This is a genomic window from Streptococcus infantis, assembly GCF_047465035.1.
In the GTDB taxonomy this organism is placed as follows: Bacteria; Bacillota; Bacilli; order Lactobacillales; family Streptococcaceae; genus Streptococcus; species Streptococcus infantis_T.
Genome location: NZ_JASHAQ010000015.1, coordinates 1 through 26,398, shown reverse-complemented (window position 1 = coordinate 26,398; position 26,398 = coordinate 1). Strand labels below are relative to the sequence as shown.

24 protein-coding genes and 3 pseudogenes are annotated in these 26,398 nt (G+C 39.5%); 10 read left to right on the top strand and 17 right to left on the bottom strand.

All coding sequences use genetic code 11. The features are described 5' to 3' along the window. Positions 1-233: 233 nt before the first annotated feature. The 5 genes from QM406_RS07460 to QM406_RS07440 all read right to left on the bottom strand — a co-directional run bounded on the left by QM406_RS07460 (position 234) and on the right by QM406_RS07440 (position 4,212). On the bottom strand, positions 234-1,316 hold the full coding sequence (locus QM406_RS07460) for a carbamoyl phosphate synthase small subunit (RefSeq protein WP_414273844.1): 1,083 nt from the start codon (positions 1,314-1,316) through the stop codon (positions 234-236). Positions 1,317-1,365: 49 nt separating this feature from the next. Next, positions 1,366-2,289 (bottom strand): aspartate carbamoyltransferase catalytic subunit, encoded by a 924-nt coding sequence (locus QM406_RS07455; protein WP_414273843.1) that lies wholly within the window; start codon positions 2,287-2,289, stop codon positions 1,366-1,368. Between the two features lie 19 nt (positions 2,290-2,308). Beyond that, the gene (pyrR, locus tag QM406_RS07450; RefSeq protein ID WP_414273842.1) at positions 2,309-2,830 is read right to left on the bottom strand and encodes a bifunctional pyr operon transcriptional regulator/uracil phosphoribosyltransferase PyrR; all 522 of its coding nucleotides are present in this window, start codon (positions 2,828-2,830) and stop codon (positions 2,309-2,311) included. Between the two features lie 209 nt (positions 2,831-3,039). After that, positions 3,040-3,669: an endonuclease III gene (gene nth / locus QM406_RS07445; protein ID WP_414273841.1), complete on the bottom strand. Its 630-nt coding sequence runs from the start codon at positions 3,667-3,669 to the stop codon at positions 3,040-3,042. After that, complete coding sequence (locus QM406_RS07440) at positions 3,670-4,212, bottom strand: YceD family protein (RefSeq protein WP_414273840.1); 543 nt, start codon at positions 4,210-4,212, stop codon at positions 3,670-3,672. 168 nt (positions 4,213-4,380) lie between these two features. Here QM406_RS07440 and QM406_RS07435 point away from each other — a divergent pair, with 168 nt between their 5' ends. Both QM406_RS07435 and QM406_RS07430 read left to right on the top strand, forming a co-directional pair. Next, entirely contained in the window at positions 4,381-4,710 is a 330-nt protein-coding gene (locus QM406_RS07435; RefSeq protein ID WP_311518635.1) for a helicase BlpT, read from the top strand. A 241-nt stretch (positions 4,711-4,951) separates the two neighbouring features. After that, positions 4,952-6,511: an ATP-binding cassette domain-containing protein gene (locus tag QM406_RS07430; RefSeq protein ID WP_083301297.1), complete on the top strand. Its 1,560-nt coding sequence runs from the start codon at positions 4,952-4,954 to the stop codon at positions 6,509-6,511. Between the two features lie 329 nt (positions 6,512-6,840). Here the strand turns inward: QM406_RS07430 and QM406_RS07425 are convergent, their stop codons facing one another. The 3 genes from QM406_RS07425 to QM406_RS07415 all read right to left on the bottom strand — a co-directional run bounded on the left by QM406_RS07425 (position 6,841) and on the right by QM406_RS07415 (position 9,008). Continuing rightward, the gene (locus tag QM406_RS07425) at positions 6,841-7,437 is read right to left on the bottom strand and encodes a CPBP family intramembrane glutamic endopeptidase (protein WP_075231843.1); all 597 of its coding nucleotides are present in this window, start codon (positions 7,435-7,437) and stop codon (positions 6,841-6,843) included. Between the two features lie 109 nt (positions 7,438-7,546). Next, entirely contained in the window at positions 7,547-8,446 is a 900-nt protein-coding gene (gene htpX, locus QM406_RS07420; RefSeq protein ID WP_414273839.1) for a zinc metalloprotease HtpX, read from the bottom strand. A 1-nt stretch (position 8,447) separates the two neighbouring features. Further along, positions 8,448-9,008 (bottom strand): LemA family protein, encoded by a 561-nt coding sequence (locus QM406_RS07415; RefSeq protein WP_075231841.1) that lies wholly within the window; start codon positions 9,006-9,008, stop codon positions 8,448-8,450. 94 nt (positions 9,009-9,102) lie between these two features. Here QM406_RS07415 and rsmG point away from each other — a divergent pair, with 94 nt between their 5' ends. Both rsmG and QM406_RS07405 read left to right on the top strand, forming a co-directional pair. Next, positions 9,103-9,816 carry a 16S rRNA (guanine(527)-N(7))-methyltransferase RsmG gene (gene rsmG / locus QM406_RS07410; RefSeq protein WP_075231840.1) on the top strand — a complete coding sequence of 238 codons (714 nt, stop codon included), beginning with the start codon at positions 9,103-9,105 and terminating at the stop codon, positions 9,814-9,816. Between the two features lie 459 nt (positions 9,817-10,275). Next, complete coding sequence (locus QM406_RS07405) at positions 10,276-11,559, top strand: uracil-xanthine permease family protein (RefSeq protein ID WP_075231856.1); 1,284 nt, start codon at positions 10,276-10,278, stop codon at positions 11,557-11,559. 109 nt (positions 11,560-11,668) lie between these two features. Here the strand turns inward: QM406_RS07405 and QM406_RS07400 are convergent, their stop codons facing one another. The 6 genes from QM406_RS07400 to QM406_RS07375 all read right to left on the bottom strand — a co-directional run bounded on the left by QM406_RS07400 (position 11,669) and on the right by QM406_RS07375 (position 18,316). After that, the gene (locus QM406_RS07400) at positions 11,669-12,370 is read right to left on the bottom strand and encodes a type II CAAX prenyl endopeptidase Rce1 family protein (protein WP_414273854.1); all 702 of its coding nucleotides are present in this window, start codon (positions 12,368-12,370) and stop codon (positions 11,669-11,671) included. Positions 12,371-12,534: 164 nt separating this feature from the next. Beyond that, positions 12,535-13,446 (bottom strand): DMT family transporter, encoded by a 912-nt coding sequence (locus QM406_RS07395; RefSeq protein ID WP_414273838.1) that lies wholly within the window; start codon positions 13,444-13,446, stop codon positions 12,535-12,537. Between the two features lie 9 nt (positions 13,447-13,455). Beyond that, on the bottom strand, positions 13,456-14,388 hold the full coding sequence (locus QM406_RS07390; RefSeq protein ID WP_371608342.1) for a serine hydrolase domain-containing protein: 933 nt from the start codon (positions 14,386-14,388) through the stop codon (positions 13,456-13,458). After that, positions 14,385-15,110 (bottom strand): CppA N-terminal domain-containing protein, encoded by a 726-nt coding sequence (locus QM406_RS07385; protein ID WP_371608343.1) that lies wholly within the window; start codon positions 15,108-15,110, stop codon positions 14,385-14,387. The genes QM406_RS07390 and QM406_RS07385 overlap by 4 nt, the downstream gene beginning before the upstream one ends. A 149-nt stretch (positions 15,111-15,259) precedes the next feature. Then, entirely contained in the window at positions 15,260-16,078 is an 819-nt protein-coding gene (locus tag QM406_RS07380; protein ID WP_153225620.1) for an endonuclease/exonuclease/phosphatase family protein, read from the bottom strand. A 51-nt stretch (positions 16,079-16,129) separates the two neighbouring features. Next, entirely contained in the window at positions 16,130-18,316 is a 2,187-nt protein-coding gene (locus QM406_RS07375; RefSeq protein WP_414273837.1) for a PTS transporter subunit IIBC, read from the bottom strand. Between the two features lie 201 nt (positions 18,317-18,517). Between QM406_RS07375 and QM406_RS07370 the strand changes: the two genes are divergently transcribed. Genes QM406_RS07370 through QM406_RS07350 form a run of 5 tightly spaced genes read left to right on the top strand, consistent with a single transcriptional unit; the run spans position 18,518 to position 23,220 of the window. Further along, positions 18,518-19,465: a TIGR01212 family radical SAM protein gene (locus QM406_RS07370; protein WP_049504214.1), complete on the top strand. Its 948-nt coding sequence runs from the start codon at positions 18,518-18,520 to the stop codon at positions 19,463-19,465. Next, positions 19,449-20,006 (top strand): class I SAM-dependent methyltransferase, encoded by a 558-nt coding sequence (locus QM406_RS07365; RefSeq protein ID WP_414273836.1) that lies wholly within the window; start codon positions 19,449-19,451, stop codon positions 20,004-20,006. Before QM406_RS07370 ends, QM406_RS07365 begins: the two co-directional genes overlap by 17 nt. Next, the gene (locus tag QM406_RS07360; protein ID WP_075231833.1) at positions 19,999-20,253 is read left to right on the top strand and encodes a hypothetical protein; all 255 of its coding nucleotides are present in this window, start codon (positions 19,999-20,001) and stop codon (positions 20,251-20,253) included. Before QM406_RS07365 ends, QM406_RS07360 begins: the two co-directional genes overlap by 8 nt. An 11-nt stretch (positions 20,254-20,264) precedes the next feature. Beyond that, positions 20,265-22,319 carry a cation:proton antiporter gene (locus QM406_RS07355; protein WP_414273835.1) on the top strand — a complete coding sequence of 685 codons (2,055 nt, stop codon included), beginning with the start codon at positions 20,265-20,267 and terminating at the stop codon, positions 22,317-22,319. A gap of 37 nt (positions 22,320-22,356) precedes the next feature. Further along, positions 22,357-23,220, top strand: coding sequence for a YihY/virulence factor BrkB family protein (locus QM406_RS07350; RefSeq protein WP_075231831.1), 864 nt, complete (start codon positions 22,357-22,359; stop codon positions 23,218-23,220). Positions 23,221-23,447: 227 nt separating this feature from the next. Here QM406_RS07350 and QM406_RS07345 read toward each other — a convergent pair whose 3' ends face one another. From QM406_RS07345 to QM406_RS07335, 3 genes and pseudogenes are all read right to left on the bottom strand, one after another. Then, positions 23,448-24,389, bottom strand: coding sequence for an ATP-grasp domain-containing protein (locus QM406_RS07345; RefSeq protein WP_075231830.1), 942 nt, complete (start codon positions 24,387-24,389; stop codon positions 23,448-23,450). 14 nt (positions 24,390-24,403) lie between these two features. Further along, positions 24,404-24,739: pseudogene (locus tag QM406_RS07340) on the bottom strand (cation:dicarboxylate symporter family transporter); the annotation flags it as partial. Then, positions 24,732-25,781: pseudogene (locus QM406_RS07335) on the bottom strand (ISL3 family transposase); the annotation flags it as partial. The pseudogenes QM406_RS07335 and QM406_RS07340, both read right to left, overlap by 8 nt. 160 nt (positions 25,782-25,941) lie before the next feature. Here QM406_RS07335 and QM406_RS07330 point away from each other — a divergent pair. Continuing rightward, a pseudogene (locus QM406_RS07330) lies at positions 25,942-26,398 on the top strand (IS630 transposase-related protein); the annotation flags it as partial.

The following is a 26,398-nucleotide window of genomic DNA, read 5'->3' as shown; positions in this document are numbered from 1 at the left end:
TTAAGGGCGTCAAGCGGACAAAGCTAAAATAGGAGTTATGACGAAGAACCGTCAGTTCTAGGAATAACTATCTTTTTAGCACCGTCCGTAGCCCGTATTCAATTCAGCAAATACGGAACACCCTTCTCCTTTCTATTTGGCAACTCTCTGGTTGCCATTAAATAAATTCTCCGACAATTTTTTAGCGAAACGATGCTTTACTATAAAAAATCTCATACGGGAAGTTGTTAGTTTTAACGATTGCTTGCTTTAAAAGCTTCCATCATTTCGATAAACTCGTCAAAAAGGTAGCTTGCATCATGTGGGCCAGGTGCAGCGTCTGGGTGGAATTGTACGGAGAAGGCAGGTTGATATCTATGTCTTACTCCTTCTACGGATTTATCATTGATTTCCTCATGAGTAATCATCAGATGCTCTGGAAAATCTTCTCTGCTCACTGCATAACCGTGATTTTGACTAGTAAAATCCACGCGCCCTGTTGCAATTTCACGTACTGCATGGTTAAAGCCACGGTGACCAAACTTCATCTTATAGGTCTTGGCACCATTGGCCATTGAAAAGAGCTGATGCCCCATACAAATCCCAAAAATCGGAATTTTACCTTGAACTCCACGAATCATCTCTAGTGCCTCTGGTACATCCTCAGGATTTCCTGGACCATTTGACAGCATAACACCGTCTGGATTCAAGTGAAGAATTTCCTCTGCTGTTGTAGTATAAGGAACGACCGTTACATTACAATCTCTCTTAGACAACTCTCTTAAGATTGAATGCTTAAGACCAAAGTCTACAAGTACCACGCTCAAACCTACTCCTGGAGCTGGGTAAGCAGTTTTTGTAGAAACCTGTTTGATATTATCAATTGGTAGAACAGTTGCTTGAAGCTGATCTGTGATGTGATCGATACTATCTCCCACATGTGTCAGAGTCGCTCTCATAGTCCCATGTTTGCGAATGATTTTTGTCAAAGCACGTGTATCAATACCTGAAATACCAGAGATTTTCTTAGACTTCAAAAATTCATCCAGTGTCATCTGGTTGCGCCAGTTGCTGGCTCTACGAGCTTCTTCAAATACTACTACACCTTTACAGGTTGGACTGATAGACTCGTAGTCATCACGGTTAATCCCATAATTCCCAACCAAGGGATAGGTAAAGGTTAGGATTTGTCCATTGTAAGACTGATCTGTAATGGATTCTTGGTAACCAGTCATCCCAGTATTAAAGACAATTTCACCAGTTACATCAATATCAGCCCCAAAGGCTTTTCCTTCAAAAATTGTTCCATCTTCTAAAACTAGAAGTCGTTTAGTCATAAATTCACCTCTCGTGGATGCTCACAGGCATCTTTTAACGTTTTGTGTCTTATTTTGCGTTTCTGTAAGTCAATACAGATTCTAAAATTGCCATTCTGACAAAGACACCATTGGTCATTTGTTGAACAATACGTGATTTTGGTGCTTCGACCAAGTGATCAGCAATTTCAACATCGCGATTTACAGGAGCAGGATGCATCAGAATAGCTTTATCTTTCAAGCGTTCATAACGTTCTTGAGTCAAACCATGCTGGGCATGATAGCCCTCTTTTGAAAAGACTGTTCCACTTGCATGACGCTCATGTTGAACACGGAGAAACATCATCACATCAACTTGGTCAATGATTTCATCAATGCTTACAAACTGTCCATAGTCTGCAAACTCTTGACTTCTCCATTCCTCAGGTCCAGCAAAGTAGAGTTCTGCTCCTAAGCGTTTTAAGATTTGCATATTGGATTTAGCCACACGCGAATGGTCAAGGTCACCAGCAATAGCTACCTTGAGTCCTTCGAAGTGTCCAAATTCTTCATAAATGGTCATCAAATCAAGCAAGCTTTGGCTTGGGTGTTGGCCCGAACCATCCCCACCATTGATAATCGAAGTCGTAATCGTCGGACTATCGATCAACTCTCTGTAGTAATCTACCTCTGGATGTCGGATGACGCAGGCATCTACTCCCAAGGCTGACAAGGTCAAAATTGTATCGTAGAGTGTTTCACCCTTGTTGACTGAACTTGTTTTCACATCGAAGTCCAGTAGCTGAAGGCCCAGTTTAATCTCTGCTACTTCAAAAGATTTGTGGGTACGAGTCGAACTCTCAAAGAAGAGATTAGAGACGATGTGTTGGTCTTCATAAGACGCTTTTGCTCCATTTTTAAATTCGATCCCGCGTTTAATCAATTTCATGACTTGTTCTACAGTAAGGTCTTCCATTGAGACTACATGTTGAATGGCTTGTTGATTTTCTGACATGGCTAACTCCTTTGGCTATCTAAGCTTCTTCGGTAATAAGAACACGATCTTGTCCATCTAGTTCAGTCATCTCTACGATGATTTCTTCTGAACGACTGGTTGGGATATTTTTCCCTACATAGTCTGGACGAATCGGTAATTCTCTATGCCCGCGGTCAACTAGAACAGCTAAACTCACACGAGAAGGACGACCATGGCTTACGATGTTGTCAATAGCTGCTCGGATAGTCCGACCTGTGTAAAGCACATCGTCCACCAAGATGACCTCACGTTCTGTCACATCAACAGAAATTAATGAAGTATCTTCACCACTTTTGACATCGTCACGGTAAGGTTTGGTATCTAATTCTACAACGGGAACAGAGATAGATTCCAACTGTTCCAAACGTTCTTGGATACGGTGAGCAATGAAGACACCACGTGTTTTTATCCCAGCCAATACAATCTTGTTTAAATCTTTATTTCGCTCGATAATCTCGTAGGTAATCCGAGTAATCGCTCGCTTGACGGTTAATTCGTCTACAACTTCTTTTGTCTTCATGACAAACCTCCAAAAAGAAAAGTCTCCTTTTTCAAGGAGACTTGAGAATGTATAACTAAGCGAGCCTTACTGTAAACAGTATAGACTTACCCTTCTACTTAATCGAGCTCCTTGCCTGCCTCACGGGACAGGTTTAAAGGAATATTTTATTGTCATTACTATATCACAAAGCCTAGTTCAAAGCAAGTAAAAACATTCAATGCTAAGCCTTATAACGAACTAAAATCGTATAACTGTGGATAGTGATCACATTCTGGATTTTTCGGATGACAAATAGCACGACCAAAGTAAATCATAGCCTGATGGGCTGCTAGCCATTCTTCTGGTGGCAATACATCCATGACACGTTTTTCGACTTCAAGGGGTGTAGCTGATTTTTTAACAATATCGTGGTGTTTACAGATTCGCTCTACGTGAGTATCTACTGCAAAAGCTGGAATACCGAAGCCTACGCTCAAAACTACGTTGGCTGTTTTACGACCAACTCCTGCCAAACTCTCTAATTCTTCTCTAGTCCGAGGGACTTGACCATCAAAATCATCCAATAGTTGCTGGGCACACTTCTTAAGGAACTTAGCTTTATTTCGATAAAGCCCAAGACGAGAAATATACGAGGCAATCTCACTCTCACTTGCTTCTGCCATAGCTTGCGGGGTTGGAAAGGCCGCAAAAAGTCCTGGTGTAGCCTTGTTGACTGCCGCATCTGTCGTCTGAGCTGACAACATCACCGCAACCAAAAGTTCAAAATGGTTGCGAAAATCTAGACTTGGTTTCGCATCTGGAAAAAGAGCGATGATTTCCTCAATGACATGACGGGCACGTTTCTTGGATAAAACCATCTATTCGTCTCCGTCAAACAGTCCTTGTAAACCTGCAAAAGGACTATTTTCTTCTTTCTTGACTGCCTGTTGAGCTTGATACTCGTCCTCAGACATAATTTGCCAGTCATTTCCAGAAACAAATCCTTGACCAGCTTCTTCTTCAGCCGTCAAGACCTTTATAGGAATGTTGAGCAGGATATTGTCTGACACGCTCTCAGCAAGGTCAAGTTCTCCATTTTCGATAGGTAAGACCAAATCATCATCTAAAACTTCTTGATCAAGTTGGTTAGTTGCGCCTTCCATGAAAACTTCCGTTACTGGATAAGATTCTTTCAATTCTACCGGTTCCATGCTACGGCTAGATTCTAAGACGATTGTGTAAGACAACTGATAATCTAGGAAAAACATAAGGTCTTCGTACTGAACTTTTCCAATAGCGACAATATCTTTTACATCTAAAATTTCTTGATTACGGTCACGCAAGTCAGCTGCTAAGTCTAAAGTCTGCTCAAAGTGCAAGCCTTCAGGCTGCTTACGGATTTCTTGAATATTTAATTTCATACTTCCTCCATAAAGATTTACTCACTTGATTATACCATGAAAGAACCGCAAGCAAGGCAACTAAACTTTCAAAAAATCATTCTCTATTTTTTGATATATTTATTATGACAATTTTATTTTTTGTGCTATACTATAGACATCAATACATGGGCAAAGGAGGACGCTCATATGGAAGATAAAGAACTAATCTTAGAAGCTTATCAACTCATTTCCGAGTTAAACAAAGCTTACCAGACTTGCAAACAAGGATTGCCTGATGATCTGCGCTTGCAGCAAAATATCGACGAGCTACTCAATCAACTTAAAAAGACAGAGAAACTCGATAACTCTATCTTAATTGATCTTGAGAAATTTTACCAACATACCAGTCTCTTGATTGGACTTGGCACCCTTAAACTCAATGAAGAAGCTCGCACAGCTTGGAGAAACTATGACAAATTCCACTACGATCAAGTCAAACACGTACTGACTCTCTATGGACCTGTTTTTGGTTTCTAGAAAGACTTGAATTTTTCATTTCTTTTGACAAAGTGTTCCAAAAGGTATAAAATAAACATAGTAATTTTCGGAGGTAAGGGAGACATGAACAACTAAGTCTATCAAATAAAGAACCTTTATTTAGTAGATCTTGTTCTTGTCTCTTTTTGTGTGCTCTTTTTTCTGCTGGAATTTTCAGCCCTTTTAAAAGAGTTTTTGACATAGACGATTGGCTCTACTAGGTAAAGTAGAGCTTTTTGTTATGCAATGTGGACATTCTAGAAAGGGCAATAATATGATAAAAATCAATCATCTGACCATCACACAAAACAAAGATTTACGAGACCTTATTTCCAATTTAAACATTACCATCCAAGACGGGGAAAAGGTTGCCATTATTGGTGAAGAAGGAAATGGCAAATCAACCTTGCTACGGGCTTTAATGGGGGAAGCATTGCCTGATTTCACTATCAGGGGCGACATTCAGTCTGACTATCAGTCACTGGCTTACATTCCCCAACATCTCCCTGAAACACTGAAGAAAAAATCTCTACAGGACTACTTCTTTTTAGAGTCTGCTAATTTGGACTACAGTATTCTCTATCGTTTAGCTGAGGAATTGCACTTTGATAGCAGTCGTTTTGCTAGTGACCAAGAGATTGGTAGCCTCTCGGGTGGCGAAGCTTTGAAAATTCAGCTCATCCATGAATTATCTAAACCCTTTGACATTCTATTTTTAGATGAACCTTCAAATGACCTAGATCTTGAGACGATTGATTGGCTAAAAAGTCAGATTCAGAAGATGAGGCAAACCGTTATTTTCATTTCTCATGATGAAGACTTCCTCTCTCAAACTGCAGACACCATTATCCACTTGCGACTGGTCAAGCATCGAAAGGAGGCTGAAACTCTAGTTGAACATTTAGACTATGATCGCTATAGTGAACAGAGAAAGGCTATTTTTGCCAGACAAAGCCAGCAAGCTGCCAATGACCAGAGAGCCTACAATAAAACCATGGAAAAACACCGCAGAGTCAAGCAAAATGTCGAAACTGCCTTGCGAAATACTAAAAATGATGTTGCTGGGCGCCTATTAGCCAAAAAGATGAAAAATGTTCTCTCCCAAGAAAAACGTTATGAAAAAGCAGCTCAATCGCTGACCCAAAAGCCACTTGAAGAGGAACAAATCCAACTTTTCTTTTCAGATATAGAGCCATTAGCAGCTTCTAAAGTCTTACTTCGACTGGAAAATGAGACTTTGTCCATTGGTGAGCGTGTTTTGGCTCAGGAGTTACAACTAACTGTCCGTGGCCAAGAAAAAATTGGTATCATAGGCCCAAATGGTATTGGGAAATCAACTCTGTTAGCCAAGTTACATCAACTACTAAGCGCCAAAAGAGAGATTTCGCTTGGTTATATGCCACAAGATTACCACAAAAAACTGCAATTAGAGCTATCCCCAATAGCCTATCTTAGCCAAACTGGACAAAAAGAAGAACTACAGAAAATCCAATCCCACCTAGCCAGTCTCAATTTTAGTTATCCAGAGATGCAGCATCATATTCGCTCTTTATCTGGCGGGCAACAGGGTAAACTCCTGCTTTTGGATTTAGTCCTGTGCAAACCAAACTTTCTCCTCTTAGATGAGCCTACACGAAACTTTTCTCCCACTTCTCAACCCGAAATCAGAAAACTCTTTGCCACTTATCCAGGCGGTCTCGTCACTGTTTCGCATGACAGGCGTTTCTTAAAAGAAGTCTGTAGGAGTATCTATCGTTTGACAAAAAATGGGTTAGAAATAGTTGATTTACAAGATTTATAAATGTAGAAAATAGCAAGAGGTTGGGCAAAAACTAAATTTCAGCAGAAAATGAAATAAATCTTCCCACAATAAAACGCATAGTATCAAGTTTTTCAACACCTGATATGATGCGTTTTTTGATTTTAAAGACTTTTTGCCCAGACTCGTTGGATGTGCTTGATTTGTTCTGAGTTTAAGGGTTTAGTATAGAAGAGTTTTTGAGGAGCTTTGCTATAGAAGATTCTGCTACATACTCTACAAGCCACCTCATGACTGGCTATTATTTAGGTTATATAAGATAAAAATACTTTTTAGTTCTGTTTAAAAATCGGAGCATTCTAATTTGTCGATTATATCAAATACATAAAGAAAAATGCAACTAGATTATTGAGGGCATGCAAGAGAATGGAATTCCAAAGATTGTCGGAAGTCTTATACCTTATACCAAATGCAAATCCCATACCTAAATAGGTGATAAAACTAGAAATCGTATAGGGTCCATGTAGATAAGCAAAGAAAACCGATGTGGTAACCAATCCAATATATGTATTCTTAAATACTGTCCCTTGTAACAGTCCTCGCATAAAAATTTCTTCCGAAATGGGTGCTAAAACACATAGATCTAGAAAGAGCACAGGCAATGAAAGTGATAAACTTTGAATTGATTGAGTAGTGTCTGATTGGGTAGGTCCTAAAAAATTGACCAACATATAAAATAAGACAAGCAAGGCGTAGGAGAGAAGCCAATTCAACATATCTTTTAGGCTGATTTTTCGAATGTGAAACAGGTCATACTTTCTTCCTACATAAAAAAATATTGCAATCTCAACAAGTGTAAAAATGATTGATAGAGCTAATGAATTTGTCCGCATGACTTTGTCAGCAATACTCAAATGTATTGGCGTGAAAATCAAAAACAAGAAAAAGGTCATCCAACGCTTATACATGATTCACCTCACTAGCATTAATTACATATATTATACTACTTTTTTATGAGAGGACAAGTCACAAGTGAGGTGATTGATGCAAAAATCCAGAGGAAAACTCTGGATATTTTTACATATGTTGCAAACGCTCAATCCGTTCTGAGATTGACGGATGGGTATAGAAGAGTTTTTGCAAGCCACCTCGTTTTTGAGGATCGTTGATATAGAGAGCACTGCTAGCATCATCCACATGACGACTCATAGGCTGACTATGGTCCAGCTTACGAAGGGCATTGATTATACCTTGAGGATTACGAGTCAATTCCACGCTTGAAGCATCTGCTAAAAATTCTCGCTGACGAGAGATGGCTAGTTGTACCAAGGTTGCTGCTAGGGGAGCCAAAACAATTGCAAGGAGAGAAACGACTAGCATAATAATTTCAAGTCCACCACTATCACGGTCATCACTTCTACGACCACGACCTGCACCTCCCCACCACATCATGCGTCCAGCCATACTTGATAAAAGCGTAATGGCACTGGCAAGGGCAACCGCGATCGTAGAAATACGAATATCATAGTTACGAATGTGACTGACTTCATGACCAATAACCGCCTCTAACTCTTCACGATTCATAATTGCAAGGAGTCCTGACGTTGCTGCTACCGCTGCATTTTGGGGATTTGAACCCGTAGCAAAGGCATTTAAGCTGGCATCATCGATGATGAAGACACGTGGCATAGGGATTTGCGCCACCATAGCCATATCTTCCACGACATGATAGAGGGTTGGTGCAGTCTGCTCATTCACCTCACGCGCACCATTCATACTCATGACTATCTCTGTTGATTGAAAAATCATGGACAAGGCATAGATAAAGCCGATAATCAAAGCGATAACTAAGCCACCAAGACCAGACCGCATAAAGAGGTAACCAACTGCATATCCAACCAAAGCCAAAAGTAAAAAGAATACTAGTAGTAAAATCCAAGTTCTTCGCTTATTACTCGCGATTTGATCATACAACATCCTAGTCACCTAAACCACTAAAATCGACTTTAGGTACTGCCTTTTCCTCTTCAGGAGTTTGAAGGAAGTCAGCCACTTTAAAACCAAAGAGTCCAGCAACTAGGTTACTTGGGAAAGTTTCTAATTTGACATTATAATTGCTAACAACACTATTATAAAGTTGGCGAGAGTATGAGATTTTATTTTCAGTATTAGTCAGTTCCTCTTGCAATTTAGCAAAGTTGCCACTCGCTTTTAGGTCTGGATAATTTTCTGCAACAGCAAAAATTCCTGATACCTGGCGTGAAAGGGCATCACTAGCTCTCATAGCTTCTGCCGGTGATGTTGCAGCGGCTACTTGATTGCGAAGCTCTGCAACTCTTTCAAGTGTTGAACCTTCATACTTTGCATATCCCTTTACAGTCTCAATCAAGTTTGGCAAGAGATCGTTACGACGTTTCAACTGAACATCAATCTGACTCCATGCCTCCTTAGTTTGCATGCGATTTTTAACCAATCCATTATAGGTAAGAATCACAAAGATACCAATAAGAGCAAGAACTCCAAGAATAATCCAATTCATCTGATATCTCCTTTCTGTTTTTAGATTAGTACCAGTATATCAAATTTCTATCTTTTTGTGGTAAAATAAGATGATACTAAAGAAGGAAACTACTATGAAACCAGAAACTTTTTACACATTACTTGCTGAACAAAATATTATTCTTTCTGACCAGCAAAAAGTTCAATTTGAGCGTTATTTTGAACTCTTGGTTGAATGGAATGAAAAAATCAACCTGACTGCTATTACAGAAAAAGAAGAAGTCTATCTCAAACACTTCTATGATTCCATAGCTCCTATTTTACAGGGATTGATTGAAAACCAGCCCATTAAACTCTTAGACATCGGTGCTGGAGCAGGTTTTCCTAGCCTTCCCATGAAAATTCTCTATCCTCAGCTAGAGGTAACCATTATTGATTCTCTCAATAAACGTATCAACTTTCTTAATCTATTAGCCCAAGAACTAGGTTTAGAAAATGTTCACTTCTATCATGGACGTGCTGAAGACTTCGCCCAAGATAAGAACTTCCGTGCTCAGTTTGATATCGTTACAGCTCGTGCAGTTGCCCGTATGCAGGTATTATCTGAGTTGACTATCCCCTACCTGAAAGTCGGTGGAACATTGCTAGCTCTTAAGGCTAGCAACGCACCAGAGGAATTAACTGAAGCTAAAAATGCCCTCAATCTTCTCTTTAGTAAGGTTGAAGAAAATCTCAGTTACACACTTCCTAATGGAGACCCTCGCTTTATCACTATTGTTGAAAAGAAAAAGGAAACTCCAAATAAATACCCAAGAAAGGCTGGCATGCCTAACAAACGTCCGCTTTAGAAAGATTAAAAATCTGCAAATTCACACCTCACTTTCTTATTTCAAGACTCGGGAAAAAATGATTTACAAAATCATACCTCGCTTTCTTATTTCAAAGCTTGGGAAAAAATGATTTACAAAATCATGCCTCGCTCTCTCATTTCAAGGCTCGGGAAAAAATGATTTACAAAATCATACCTCGCTTTCTTATTTCAAGGCTCGGGAAAAAATGATTTACAAAATCATACCTCGCTTTCTTATTTCAAGGCTCGGGAAAAAATGATTTACAAAATCATTTTTTTCTGCTATACTATCCTAAGCAAAGGTTTTTAATGTCATCCCGTGAGGTGACGAAGGCGCAGATCTATATAAAACTCTTTAAAACTTGATGAAGGATTCTTGTTTTAGAGAGGTCTTACTCTGGGAGCCTATTGCTATAAAATAATGGGCTCTTTTTTGATGCCCAAAAGTGAGGTTAATATGAAACAGGAATCAACTGTTGATTTGTTATTAGACGTTGACCAACGTCCTTCAGCTGGAAAGGGAATTCTTCTTAGCTTCCAGCACGTATTTGCCATGTTTGGTGCAACCATCTTGGTACCTTTGATCTTGGGAATGCCTGTATCGGTTGCCCTTTTTGCATCAGGTGTAGGAACACTCATTTACATGATCTCTACTGGCTTTAAAGTTCCAGTTTATCTGGGTTCTTCTTTTGCCTTTATCACAGCTATGTCACTTGCCATGAAAGAAATGGGAGGCGATGTATCTGCTGCTCAGACAGGGGTTATCCTGACTGGTTTTGTTTATGTCCTTGTTGCTGCAAGTGTTCGCTTTGCAGGTACAAAATGGATCGACAAACTCTTACCTCCAATCATTATCGGTCCTATGATCATCGTTATCGGTCTTGGACTTGCAGGTTCAGCTGTTACCAACGCTGGTCTTGTAGCTGACGGAAACTGGAAAAACGCTCTTGTAGCCGTTGTTACTTTCTTGATTGCTGCCTTTATCAATACAAAAGGAAAAGGCTTCCTACGAATCATCCCATTCCTTTTTGCCATTATCGGTGGTTACCTCTTTGCCCTAGCTCTCGGCTTAGTTGATTTCACTCCTGTTCTTGAAGCTAACTGGTTTGAAATCCCTGGTTTCTACCTACCATTCAATACAGGTGGTGCATTCAAACAATACGATCTATACTTCGGTCCTGAAACAATTGCCATCTTACCAATCGCAATCGTAACGATTTCTGAACATATCGGAGACCATACCGTTTTAGGTCAAATCTGTGGACGCCAATTCTTGAAAGAACCTGGTCTACACCGTACTCTTCTTGGTGATGGTATCGCAACTTCAGTTTCTGCCTTCCTCGGTGGACCAGCAAATACAACTTACGGTGAAAATACAGGGGTTATCGGTATGACTCGTATCGCTTCTGTCTCAGTTATCCGTAACGCTGCCTTTATCGCAATTGCCCTCAGCTTCCTTGGTAAATTTACTGCTTTGATTTCAACAATTCCAAACGCTGTACTTGGTGGTATGTCAATCCTTCTTTACGGAGTTATCGCCAGCAACGGTTTGAAAGTCTTGATTAAAGAACGTGTTGATTTCGGTCAAATGCGTAACCTTATCATCGCAAGTGCCATGTTGGTACTTGGACTTGGTGGCGCAATCCTTAAACTCGGTCCAGTGACACTTTCAGGAACTGCTCTTTCAGCTATGACAGGTATCCTCTTAAACCTAATCTTGCCATACGAAAACAAAGACTAATCCATATAGAATCAACAAGAGGTCGGGACCGAAATCCCGACCTCGTTTTTATGAACAAGAAGACTTTGATACAGTGACTCATTTGACTGTTGTCAAAAAGTTTGATTTTTTAATTTCCCCAAGCAATCAAGAGATACAAGAGACTGGATCCAAACATATCTGCAAGAGCATGCATGAGAAAGAATGGCAGTAAATTCTTGACTACATACTTGTACAAAAAATAATAAAAGAGACCATAAACAAGCCCAATAACCAAGGCCCAGAGTAAGCCTTGATAGGTATGGAAAGAAATTCGTACAATTACAGAATATACTAGAACCAGCCACTGATGCTTTTCTTTTACTGAAGTCAGCAATCCCAAGAAGAAAAATTCTTCATAAAAACCATTTATTAGAAGAGCATAGCCAATGACCATTGGCGTCAAAGCCATAAATTTTCGAATGATTTCCATAGGGTCTATAAAAGGAATTAGTTGAGGATTGAAATAATTATACTCACCACTAAGGGTTGTAATGATATCACCGAATATCCCAACTACAGCAAAGATAAGGGGAACCCAAATTAAAACAGACCAGCTCCAACGTATAGGAAGCTGTTTAAAATCATAATTTCGAATCACAAGATAAAGGAAGGTAATCCCTAACATCATCAATTGAAAATTGAAATTGCTAGAATAAGCTGCCCCATCACTTGCTAGATTTTTCGTAGTTTCTGCGACGCTAGTAAGAGTTAAAGGCGATAAACTCCCCATAAATTGTTGGGTAGAACGAATGATAAACTCTCCAAACATTAGAACAGTAACGATTAAGATATCAAACTATTTTAAGTATTTTCAAGGTCTAGCAGGATGAATACTTTGTAGAAACTTCATATTCCCTCCTTATCTTTAATAATATGGATTGATTATAAAAAAATTATATGAACCAACTTGCTGGAAGATTAAAAAACAGCCTTATCAAAGACTGTTTTAATCCATTAAGCGGAATGATGTTTCTTTTCAAGCATTAAATCCTTCAATGAAATAATTGTTACAGCTAATAAAATCATAGCCATTCCAATAAAATCTATCGGATAGAAAATATCTCCCATAATCATGAAGGCGAAAAAAACTGCTGAAATAGGCTCAATCGAAGCCAAAAGGCTAGACTTGACTGGTCCTATCATACTGGCTCCCTTTAGGAAGGCTGTATAGGCAAAGACCGTTCCAATCAGAATGATGCCGGCAAAAGCTAGAATGGTATCAAAAGCTAAGGGGACACTTGCACCGATAATCCCTGTAAAAGGCACTGCTAAAAAACCAGAGATGGTCATTCCAACACCAATAACCAAAATGCTCCCCCATTTTTGAATCAATTTTATGGGTAAAATGATATAAAGAGCATAGGTTAGGGCCGAGAACAAACCCCAAAATAAACCAGCTGGAGTCATCGAGAGTTGATCCAATTGCCCATGGGTTGCAATGAGAAAGGTCCCACCTATAGCTAAAAACATAGAAATGATTTCTGAAAGCGTCGGAGCCACCTTATCCTTGATACAAGTGTAAGCAAGGATTCCAACTGGACAGACATACTGGAGAACTGTCGCTGTCCCAGCATTTGTCTCCTGAATAGCTGATAGATAAGCTAATTGATTTAGAAAAAGACCAAATAAAGAAAATATCAAGAGAGAAAACAGGCTTGATTTATCCTTCAGAAAAGCCATAAATTTATCCCTCGATTTAGTATAAGCCAGAAGAACCAAGAGTAATCCAGCGATTATCAAACGGATATTGGTCAGAACGAGAGCTGAAATCCCGTGAACCATCAAGTACTGACCACTGGTTCCCGACAAGCCCCAGGCAATACCTGCAATGACTGTATAAAGAGTTCCTTTTAAAACTTTTGACATACTTCCTCCCTAGTCTGCCTCTCGAATCAAGTCCATAACCTGATTACGGTCCAATATCCACTGGGCACGCTCATCTTTTTCATAGGTTCTGTTAGATAAAAAGATTACCGCCTCTTGTTTCTTACGATTCCACATGATAAAGGTCCCAGTATAGCCTGTATGGTCCAGCCAATCACCTTCAAGATTCCAGGCCAATGAGCGTTCTTTATCACTCAGATCCGAAAAATTCTGACTTAAGTCTGCAGCAAAATCATACTGCAAATAATGCTCTAGAAAGATTTTTAAATCATGAACTGTCGAAAACAAACCTGCACTACCTGCATGCTTTCCAAGCAAACGAGCCTTGGGATCATGGACCACTCCTGCTTTCTGTCCACGGACCGTTGGAACAGCACAGTTAACTGGACCAAACTGAGTTTCCTTCATTCCCCAAGGATCCAAAACTTGCTCTTGTAAAATCTGATCCAAGTCCTTTTCAAAATAGTTTTCCAAGAGAAAACCTAGCAAGAGAAAGTGCACATCCGAGTAGAGAAAGGCTCTCTTCTCTCGGCGATTCAAATGATACATGGCATTCCTCAACTGGTCTTCTGAAAGCTGATCCCTATTTGGGATAAAAGGATCCAAATCTGTCGCATGCGTTAGGAGTTGACGAACAGTGATGTCTGGATAATCTACTTCTGGAAGATAGTCTCTTATGGAGTTATCAAGCTCAATCTTACCTTCCTTCCACAAGAAGGTTAAGACCGTTCCTACTCCAACAACCTTGCTGACACTTGCCAAATCATAGACCAAGTCCTCACGAGTCTGCTCACCAATTTCTGGATTTGCTTCTCCTAGATACCAGTCAGACCAAACGCCATCCTGATAATATGCAAAAGAGGCACCAGGATAAATCCCCGCCTCAATTTGTTGCTTTATTTTTTGAATGATTTTTTGTTTCATACTGCTTCAAACCACAATTCAATATTGTTGGTATCCTTAGTTAGGAAAAACTTCTCCGATTTTGGAATAAAGTAACCAGCTTCTTCAAAACGCTGACGCAATACAGGCAAATCTAAATTCTCTACTTGAAATTTCAACATGGACAAGTCCCAAGTTACATTATTTTCAACCAGTAAATCGCTCCCTTGAGCTTGATTAAAAGCTAGTCGATTTTCGATTTCTTCTTTTTCAAGCAGGCTTGATGTCTCATCTGGCAAGTTGATTTCCACCGAGATTTCAAAGGCTGTCAAATATCTCAGTTTCTCATCTATTGAAAAAGTGACTTCTTCCTCAACTTTTTTCAAATCTTTGATATTATCTTCAGCATGAATAAGAATACAATCCCCTTCTGGAGAAAGAAGCTCAAAAGCATATCCCTTAGCTCCCTTATAGAGTTGAGGGATTTCTTCCATTCTAGCTAGTAAGGCTTCAATCTCAGATGGCTTCTCTACCTTTACAAGTAATCTAGCTAATTTTTTAATCCCTTCAACCTTACGGCTCCTCATACTTGGTGACTCTTCTAAAACTAACTTTTCAATGCCTGACTGGTCTCCTAGTGATAAGAAGGCTGACTCTTCAAGCAAAGGTTTCATCCCCAAAGTCTCAATATAAAATGATTCATTTAGATTTCTATTATTTACCTTTAGCGTCGGGATCATACGCTTTATTTGATTTACAATCATAAATTCCTCCAACACTTTTTATTTTAAAGGATTTTATCTTTTTTTACAAGTTATTCAATAAAAAACTTTAACTATATTAACTCCTTAAATAAATCAACCCCTTCTGCTAATAGAAGGGGGACTGGTTTGTTTTTACTAAAATACCTTATTTAGTCTTTCCAAGCTAATTCTGCTTGGAGACCATAATGGTCGCTCACCTGTGGGCTGTTTTTACCATCAAAGACCACGTGAAGGTTTTCTACCTGCATATCCTTTGTCGTAAAGATATAATCGATTCGAAGAGGTTCGCTGTTTCCCTTCCAACCATCAATTTCAGGTGGAACGGTGTAGCTACCACTTCTTTCTTTTGCAGCTTCAAATGCATCTTGTAAGTTTAGTGGACTAGCTAAAATAGCTTGGTAGCCCTCTTGACCTGCAGGATTATTAAAATCACCTGCTAGCAAGAGTGGCTTATTCAATTCTTTCAGAACTGCTTCAAAGCGCGCCCATTCCTCTTGAAAGCCTTTATCCCACCAAGAGAGATGGACACTGGCAACTGCAAGTTCTTTACCTTCAACTACTGTCTCTGCTAGAGCAACACGACGAGTGTGGTAATCTGTCGGATCATCGACATCTGAAACCAAAATTTCACGAGCTTCAATTGGTGTTTTAGATAGGATTGCCACACCCTCATGATAGCGATCATAACCGATATGGTTGTAGGCCCAAGTCCAATAATAGTTTTGACCTTGCTCAGCCAACTTCTCTACCAAAAGTCGCACATAGTGGTCTTGATGAATCGGCTCAGCCGATGGTAATGGCTGATAAAGTGCACCAGCTTCTACTTGCGCTGAGGTGATTTCCTGGTTGATTTCCTGAAAACAAATCAAATCATAACTGTTTTTAAGTATATCTTGAAGTAAAAGTTGGAACTTTTGTTCAGGATCTTTTTCCATCCAACTATGGGTATTGAGTGTTAAAAACTTCATGCTTTTCTCCTATAAACAAGAGGTTGGAAACAGCTTCCAACCTCCTAAATATTACAATTCTACTTTTGCAACTGCTGTTTTAGCAGCAAGAGAACCTGTTTGTTCTAATTTAACTGATTTGATCGCATCACCATTTGTGAAGACAACTACTGTTGAAGTTTCGCGTCCTGCTGCACGGATAGCATCCAAGTCAGCTGTGACAAGAAGATCACCTGCCGCAACTTTTTGTCCTTCAGCAACATGAACTGTAAATGGTTTTCCTTCAAGACTTACTGTGTCCAAACCAATGTGAACAAGTACTTCAAGGCCTGCTTCAGTCACAAGACCAAGAGCGTGTTTAGTTGGGAAGATACTTGATACAGTACCTGATACTGGAGATACAATGTTTCCGTTTGCTGGTTCCACCGCAAATCCATCACCCATCATTTTTTGAGCAAATACTGGGTCTTTTACTTGTTCCAAGGCAACCACTTGACCGTCAGCAACTGAGTAAACTTCTTCAGTCACACCTTTGTATACAACAGCATCTTGTTGAGCTGCTGCCATTTGACTTGGAAGAGTTTCAGGAATCACTTCACCTGAGTCAAGAAGGTCTTGAATATCTGATTTCAAAACGTCAGCTTTAGGTCCGTAGATAGCTTGGACACCTTGTCCTTTCATGACAAGTCCCATAGCTCCTTCAGCTTTCCATTGTTCCTCTGTTCCAACTTTTCCAGCGTCTTTTACAGTAACACGAAGGCGAGTCATACATGCGTCCACATCAACGATGTTAGCACGTCCACCAAGAAGGTTAATGATGTTAACAGCTTGAGAAGCTTCTGCAACTTTTGACTCACCAGAAGCAGCAGATTCTGATGATCCTTCAGCAGTTTCGTAGTTTCCGTTACGTCCTGGAGTTGCATAGTTGAATTTTTGAATCATGAAGTTGGCGATGAAGTACATGATTACAGCAAAGAGGACAGTTACCCAGATAAAGTTAATGATATCCATACCAAGACCAGCGTTGATAGCCAGCGGAGTACGAGTCAAGAATTCAATTGAACCGAATGAGTGCACACGAAGGTGAACAATATCAGCCATAGCAAAGGCAGCACCTTGAACAACAGCGTAGACAAGGTAAAGAGGTGTTGCAACGAACATGAACATATATTCAATTGGCTCAGTAACACCTGTCAAGAAAGTTGCAAGAGCTGTCGCAATCATCATACCTTTGTATTGGTGTTTCTTGTCTGCTTCAACATTACGGTAAATAGCAGCAGCCACACCCATCAAAATACCGAATGAACCAATCATTTGTCCAACTTTGAAACGAGCTGGATGAACTGTATCTAGCAATGTTTGGTATTGACTAGCATCAGTACCTTTAAGGTTTACAAGGTCTGTTACCCATGCAAGCCAAAGTGGATCTTGTCCAAATACTTGAGTGCCTTTTGCTGCACCAGTTAAAATATCGTAAGTACCACCAAGAGCTGTATAGTTCATTGGGATAGTCAACATGTGGTGAAGACCAAATGGCAAGAGCAAGCGTTCCAAAGTACCATATAAGAATGGTGCAAGTACTGGTGCTGTTTCTTGTGAATTGGCAATCCAGATACCGAAGTTGTTGATACCTGTCTGAATCAGTGGCCAGAAAGCTGAAAGAAGAATTGCAGCGATTGCTGAGCGAAGAATAACTACAAATGGTACAAAACGTTTCCCATTAAAGAATGAAAGTGCATCAGGAAGTTTACGGAAGTTGTAGTATTTGTTAAAAGCAGTCGCTCCAACAAAACCTGAGATAATCCCTACAAATACCCCCATGTTAAGCGCTGGTGCCTCAAGTACGCTAATGAAGTAATCAGAAACCTTGATAGATCCACCAAAGATTGTTGAAACCATAGCGTTAGGATCCTTCAACATATCCCCTGATACACCGAAGATTGTACCAGTGATACGGTTAATAAGGATAAATGCAAGACCTGCCGCAAAAGCACCACCAGCACGTTCCTTAGCCCAGCTTCCTCCAATAGCAAGGGCAAACAAAATATGAAGGTTACCGATAACCCCCCAACCAATTTGCTCTAGTACGCCACCAGTAATAACTAGGGGAGCAAGGTTTGGGTCAATCATTGCAAGTGACTTACCGATTGAAATCATCAATCCAGCCGCTGGCATAACAGCGATAACCACCATTAGAGCCTTACCGAATTTCTGCCAAAACTCGAAAGACAAGACATTTTTGAATGTATCTTTCATCATTCAAATCTCCTTTATATTTATTCGGCAAACGTTTTACGAAAACGTTTGCGCATGTTTATGTTTTAATTTTACCACTTTTTATTTTTTTGTAAAGGCTTTTATAAAAAAAATTTGACTTTTTCTGTCGTTTCACTTTCTAGGCACGCTCTCTCTTGCTGACCTTTTTTGAGTTTGCGAGTCTTTTTTGATATAATATTAGCTATGAAATCCTATAATACCTTGAATGATTATTATCGAAATTTATTTGGAGAAAAGACTTTTAAAGTCCCTATTGATGCTGGCTTTGATTGTCCCAATCGCGATGGAACTGTAGCACATGGGGGCTGTACTTTTTGTACGGTTTCTGGTTCTGGAGATGCAATCGTTGCTCCTGATGCACCTATCCGCGAGCAATTCTATAAGGAAATTGACTTTATGCACCGTAAGTGGCCAGATGTTAAAAAGTATTTGGTTTACTTCCAAAATTTTACCAATACTCATGAAAAGCTGGAAGTGATTCGCGAGCGCTATGAACAAGCTATCAACGAACCAGGTGTAGTTGGCATCAATATTGGAACTCGACCAGATTGCCTTCCTGATGAGACAATTGAATACTTGGCAGAATTATCAGAGCGAATGCATGTTACCGTAGAGTTAGGCTTACAAACTACTTATGAAGAAACTTCAGAATTGATTAACCGCGCCCACTCCTATGAACTCTACGTGGAGACTGTAAAGCGCTTGAGAAAATATCCTAAAATCGAGATTGTTGCCCATTTGATCAATGGTTTGCCAGGTGAAACTCATGAAATGATGGTAGAAAACGTTCGGCGTTGTGTAAGGGACAATGATATCCAAGGGATTAAACTTCACCTACTTCACCTCATGACCAACACTCGAATGCAACGCGACTATCATGAAGGTCGTTTGCAGCTCATGAGTCAGGATGAATATGTCAAGGTCATCTGTGACCAACTAGAAATTATTCCCAAGCATATTGTCATCCATCGGATTACGGGTGATGCGCCTAGGGATATGTTGATTGGTCCTATGTGGAGTCTCAATAAATGGGAAGTTCTAAATAGCATTGAGGCTGAAATGAGACGACGCGGTAGCGTCCAAGGATGCAAGGCTGTAAAACAGGAGTTTATGAATGAAAAGACCACTTGAAATAGCGCATGATTTTCTTGCCCAAGTCATCACCCAAGAGGATATTGTCGTTGATGCGACCATGGGAAATGGCCATGATACCCTTTTTCTAGCTAAGTTAGCTAAACAAGTCTATGCTTTCGATATACAGGAACAAGCTCTAGAAAAGACTAGTCAACGTCTACAAGAAGCTGGTTTGACCAATGCAGAATTAATCCTACAAGGTCATGAAACCGTGGATCAGTTTGTAACCGAGGTGAAAGCAGCTATCTTTAATCTTGGTTATCTTCCTTCAGCTGATAAAAGCATTATCACCCAACCTCAAACAACTATTAAAGCACTGGAGAAACTTTGCCAAATGCTAGTTAAAGGTGGACGAATAGCCATCATGATTTACTATGGGCATGAAGGCGGTGATATCGAACGGGATGCAGTCATGGATTTTGTCAGTCACTTACCACAACAAGAATATACTGCTACGATCTATCGCACTCTCAACCAAATCAACAATCCACCGTTTTTAGTCATGATTGAAAAATTAGAAAGGTATCGACATGGATAAACAATACCTACGAGATAAAATAGAAGCTCTTCGCCACAACTTTGTAGAATCAACCCAACATGAACGGGCAGTTGGTATGTTAGATGAAGCTCATATGAGCAAGAAGATGCTGAAAATCAAGAAAAAAATGATAACACTTGAAATGGAGCGTTGTCAGAAGAAAATCGAGCACAAGGACTGCTCGAAAATTGATCAAAAAATCCAAGAACAAAAGGAACTTTTTGAAGCTTGTCGAAAACAAAAATAAGGAGGTAGAAGATGGATTTACTTTTTTATCTCTTGATATTTTTGCTTGTTCTCATTGTTTCTAGTACGACCAATAAACTTCTTCCCTTTTTACCCATGCCCCTGATTCAGATTCTTCTGGGAATCGGACTTGGTCTTTGCTTACCCAACAACCAATATCACTTAGATACTGAGTTGTTTCTAGCTTTGGTAATCGGCCCGCTCCTCTTTCGTGAAGCTCAAGAAGCAGATGTAACCTCTATCCTAAAGCACTGGAGAATCGTTCTCTATCTAATTTTCCCTGTCATCTTTATATCTACTCTAAGCATGGGGGGACTTGCCCATGTTCTTTGGGCGAGCTTACCATTAGCTGCCTGCCTAGCCGTAGGGGCTGCACTTGGTCCTACTGACCTGGTTGCCTTTGCTTCCCTTTCTGAACGGTTTACATTTCCAAAACGAATTTCAAATATCTTAAAAGGGGAAGGACTCCTTAATGATGCTTCTGGGCTAATTGCCTTTCGTGTTGCTCTCATCGCATGGACAACGGGAACCTTTTCAATCGCTCAAGCAGGAATTTCCCTAGCTATTTCCATCGTTGGAGGGTTTGCAGTCGGCTTTATAACAGCCTTAATCAATCGTTTCCTCCATACTTTTCTACTCAGTGTTCGAGCTACTGATATAGCCAGTGAACTCTTGCTGGATCTTAGTTTACCACTTCTAACCTTCTTCATAGCTGAAGGAATTCATGTTTCTGGAATTATCGCGGTCGTTGTCGCTGGTATTTTAAAAGCCAGTCGTTTTAAAAAGATAAATCTTCTCGAAGCTCAAGTGGATACAGTGACTGAGACCGTTTGGCACACTGTTACCTTTATGCTCAATGGTTCTGTCTTCGTACTGTTAGGAATGGAACTGGAGATGATTGCTGAGCCGATTCTTAAGAGTGCTTTTTATAACAATGTGCTTCTTCTTGTCACAGTCTTTCTTTTAACCTTCCTACTCTTTGCTATCCGCTTTGTAATGATTTACGGTTTTTACGCGTTTCGGATTAAGAAACTTCAAAAAAGTCTCCACAAGTATGTTAAAGATATGCTTCTCTTGACATTTTCTGGAGTTAAAGGAACAGTGTCTATCGCCACCATCCTCTTGATACCTACTAATCTGGAACAAGAATATCCTCTTCTTCTCTTCCTCGTCGCAGGTGTAACCCTTGTAAGTTTTCTTACTGGATTACTGGTCTTGCCACACCTTTCAGAAGAGCAAGAGCCATCTAAGGATCATCTCATGCACATCGCTATCCTAAATGATGTTGCCATGGAGTTAGAGAGAGATTTGAACCATACTAAAAACAAGGTTCCACTCTATGCTGCGATTGATAACTATCATGGACGGATTGAAAATCTCATCCTCAGCCAAGAAAATAAAGAAATCCAAGAAGACTGGGAAGCTCTTAAACTCTTGATTCTCAGTATCGAGAGCGATGGTTTGGAGCAGGCCTATGAAGAAGGCAAAATCGGCGAAAGAGGATATCGTGTCTACCAACGTTATCTGAAAAGCATGGAGAAAAATATTAAACGAAACTTTGCTTCTCGCCTAACCTACTACTTCCTTGTTTCTATTCGGATTGTACGTTTTCTCCTACACGAGTTGCTCACATTTGGCAAAACCCTCCGTTCCTTGAAGAACAAAGAAACCCAAAGACTTCTGGCCATCGATTATGATCAGATTGCAGAGCTCTATCTAGCCAACACTGAAATCATTATCGAAAGTTTAGAAAACCTCAAAGGGATTTATAAGAGTTCTCTAATTAGCTTTATGCAGGAATCTCGTCTACGTGAAACCAGTCATATTACCAGTGGTGCCTTTGTAGAGCGGGTTATCAATCGTATTAAACCCAACAACATCGATGAAATGTTGAGAGGCTACTATCTAGAACGTAAGTGTATCTTTGAATACGAGAAACAAAAACTCATCTCAGCCCAGTATGCTAAAAAACTACGACAAAATGTAAACAACCTAGAAACTTATTCCCTAAAAGAATCAGCCAACACACTGCCTTATGATATGATGGAATTAGTTCGCAGAAATTAAAGTCTATACAAAACAAGAAAAACTGGAGGTTTGTGAAATGAAAAAGTTGTGGAAACAGCTGAACGATAGACCCTTATTAAAAGCTTTTTTACACTACTATCAAGCCTCTGATAGTGAGTTGACTAGTGTAGCCGTTGCCTACTATTGGTTGATTTCAATCTTCCCTTTACTTATGATAGCCGTCAATATCTTGCCTTATTTTCAAATTCCGATCTCTAATTTTTTACTAACCTTAAAAGAACTTTTACCAGACACGATCTATGATGTAGTAGCAAAGATTGCTCGTGAAGTCCTGACGCAACCGTCTGCTGGACTCTTGAGTTTTGCGGTGATATCAGCCCTCTGGACCTTTTCAAAATCCATGAATTTCCTTCAAAAGGCCTTTAACAAAGCTTATGGAATTGCAAAAAATAGAGGAATTATCTCACACCAACTGATGAGTCTCCTAGTTAGTTTGGGACTTCAAATTCTCTTTGCACTTGCCTTATTTCTAAGTATGTTTGGTCATATGTTATTGGATCTGCTAAAAAACTACTGGAAATCCGAAAGTTCTCTATTTGCATATTTACAGGATCTTACAGGACCGCTGATTTATGTCTTTCTGTTTGCGATCTTGATCATGCTCTATTATTTCCTTCCAAACGTGAAAGTCAGTCGTATTCGTTACGTCCTTCCTGGAAGTCTATTCGTGTTTGTCACTCTCATATCTCTATTAACGATCTTTTCAGCTTATTTCAACAATTATGTTAACTATCTAGTCGACGTTCGATTTTTCAGTTCCATCATCGTTGTTGTCATGATGTTCTGGTTTATTATCATTGCCAAGATATTGATTATCGGTGCAGTGATCAATGCCAGTGTTCAAAGCCTAAAGGATCCAGACTTTAAAGCAAGGCAATAATTTTTTATCGATTAATACTCAATGAAAATCAAAGAGCAAACTAGGAAGCGAGCCGCAGGTTGCTCAAAACACCGTTTTGAGGTTGTGGATAGAACTGACGAAGGCAGCTCAAAATACTATTTTGAGGTTGCAGATGGAAGCTGACGTGGTTTGAAGAGATTTTCGAAGAGTATAAACAAATCAATCCCCCAGTCATTTAATACTGGGGGATTTTTGAATTAGTTACTTTATTGTCCATTCGTTAGGGCTTGCAATTCTGTTTTTAGATATTGAGCCAAATGTTGGTGGGCAAAAATATTGGCATTTTTTTCTGCGGTAGGATTGTAGTTAGTGTTGGTATTTACATCATAGACATAAATGTCTCCACTCTCTGATTGAACCCATTCAATCGCCGCAACTTCAATCTGAGCATTCTTAAGGAAGTTTTCATAAGCTTCTCTTCGGTCATCTGGTAGAGGTTCTGTAATCTGGAATTTCTCAGATGTTTCCAGTTGCTCTGGTCTCTTACCGATTTGGCAACCATCTGCTGGGCACAGTTGGAAACCATCTGAAGAATCGATTGAAACAGTATAAAGGAACTTCTGGTTGATAAACTCTGAACGACGGATACGTCCATCACTTGGTTTGATGTAGGCTTGTAACAAGGTGATTCCGTCCACTGATGGTTCAAAGAGAGGGCTATTGACATAAGCTTCCAATTCTTCTTCATTTTGGAAGAGTTGAACCCCTAATCCCTTACCTGCTCGATTGTGCTTGGTAATCAAAGGATAGATGTTCAATTTTCTTGCTGCTTCAATGATATGTTCTTGGCCCAAAACTGCAACTGTCGCAGGAGTCTCAATGCCCGACTCATTTAACTTCAAATATTGTTTGACTTTACTGATTTCTAGGTTGATAGCACCAGTTCCATTTACAACCTTGCGTCCATGCGCTTCTAACCAAGTAATGACCTGCTCTGTAAATTCTGGTGCATAGCGATGTCCTCTAGTGTGAGAGGATGCAGACATACGATTGTAAAAGATACCCTGTGGCGGTGGGCTTTGTAGATCCAAAATTCCACTAGACAAATCCCACAGTTCATATGGAACTTCTAACTCTTCCAACCATTTGACCAAATGCTGAGTCCATTCAAGATTCTCATGAATTACATAAACTTTTGCTTCACTCATTACTTATCATCTCCTTAAGAAAAGCTGACTGATAGTTGGCTTTCCTTTTCTTCTAAAATATATCCTTCTGTTTTTTCAATAACGCTGACTGTTAAGATTTGACCCAAAACATTGATCATAGTACGGCCAGCATTGACAAAGAAATCAACTGCAAAGATCAAGGCGACTCCTTCAACTGGTAAGCCCAATTGAGGTGCTGCTGCTAATAGAACCACGATAGCACCTGATGGCACAGTTGCTGCAGTTTTTCCAATCAAGGTCAAAAGCAAAACAGTAAACAAGAGACTTGATAAAGAAAATTGAATGCCGTAGGCATGCGCGATAAAGATAGTCGCTACTGAGAAATAAAGTCTGAAAAAGAGGATGGGCCTGTTTTAGATTGTCCTCAATAAGTCCGAAAAATTTGTCAAGTTCTTTATTCTGGAAGTGAAAAAGCAAGAGCTGATAGAGATTATAGTGGTGTTTCAACTCTTCTGAATAGCTCAAAAGCTTGTCTAGAATCTCTTTATTCGTCAAGTGCATGCGAAAAGTAGGGCGATAAAATCGCTTATCGCTGAGTTTTCGACTATCTTGCTGGATGAGCTTCCAGTAGCGTTTGATAGCCTTGTATTCATAAGATTTTCGCTCAAATTGATTCATGATTTGAACACGTACACGATTCATAGCTCGACTTAAGTGTTGGACAATATGGAAACGATCCAGAACTATTTTAGCATTTGGAAAAAGCTGTTTAGCTAAATCATAGTAGGGACTAAACATATCCATAGTAATGACTTTGACGCGACATCGGACAGAACTCTCATATTTAAGAAAGTGATTTCTGATGATAGCTTGTGTTCTTCCTTCAAGAACAGTGATGATATTGAGTTTATCAAAATCTTGTGCAATGAAACTCATCTTTCCCTTAGTGAAGGCATACTCGTCCCAAGACATAATCTCTGGAAGACGAAAAAAATCATGATTAAAGTGAAAGTCATTGAGCTTACGAATGACAGTTGAAGTTGAAATGGATAGCTGATGGGCAATATCAGTCATAGAAGTCTTTTCAATTAACTTTTGCGCAATCTTTTGATTGATGATGCGAGGAATTTGATGATTCTTTTTGACGATAGAAGTCTCAGCGACCATCAATTTAGAGCAATGATAGCACTTGAAACGACGCTTTTTAAGGAGAATTCTAGTAGGCATACCAGTCGTCTCAAGGTAAGGAATCTTAGAAGCCTTTTGAAAATCATATTTCTTCATTTGATTTCCACAATCAGGGCAAGACGGAGCAGAGTAGTCCAGTTTAGCGATGATTTCCTTGTGTGTATTCTTATTGATGATATCTACAATCTTTATATTTGGGTCTTTGATATCAAGTAGTTTTGTGATAAAATGTAATTGTTCCATATGAATCTTTCTAATGAGTTGTTTTGTCGCTTTTCATTATAGATATTATGGGACTTTTTTTCTACACAAAAATAGGCTCCATAATATCCATAGGGGATTTACCCACTACAAATATAGTCGATTGAACCTAAAACAGTACATAATGTGGTATAATCTTTTTATGGCATATTCAATAGATTTTCGTAAAAAAGTTCTCGATTATTGTGAGAGAACAGGTAGTATAACAGAAGCATCACACATTTTCCAAATTTCACGTAATACTATTTATGGCTGGTTAAAGCTAAAAGAGAAAACAGGAGAGCTAAACCATCAAGTAAAAGGAACAAAATCAAGAAAGGTTGATAGAGATAGACTTAAAAACTATCTTACTGACAATCCGGACGCTTATTTGACTGAAATAGCTTCTGAATTTGGCTGTCATCCAACTACTATCCACTATGCTCTCAAAGCTATGGGGTACACTCGAAAAAAAAGAATCACACCTACTATTAACAAGACCCAGAAAAAGTAGCTTTATTTCTTAAAAAATTTAATAGTTTAAAGCACTTAGCACCTGTTTATATTGATGAAACAGGATTCGATACTTATTTTTATCGAGAATATGGTCGCTCATTAAA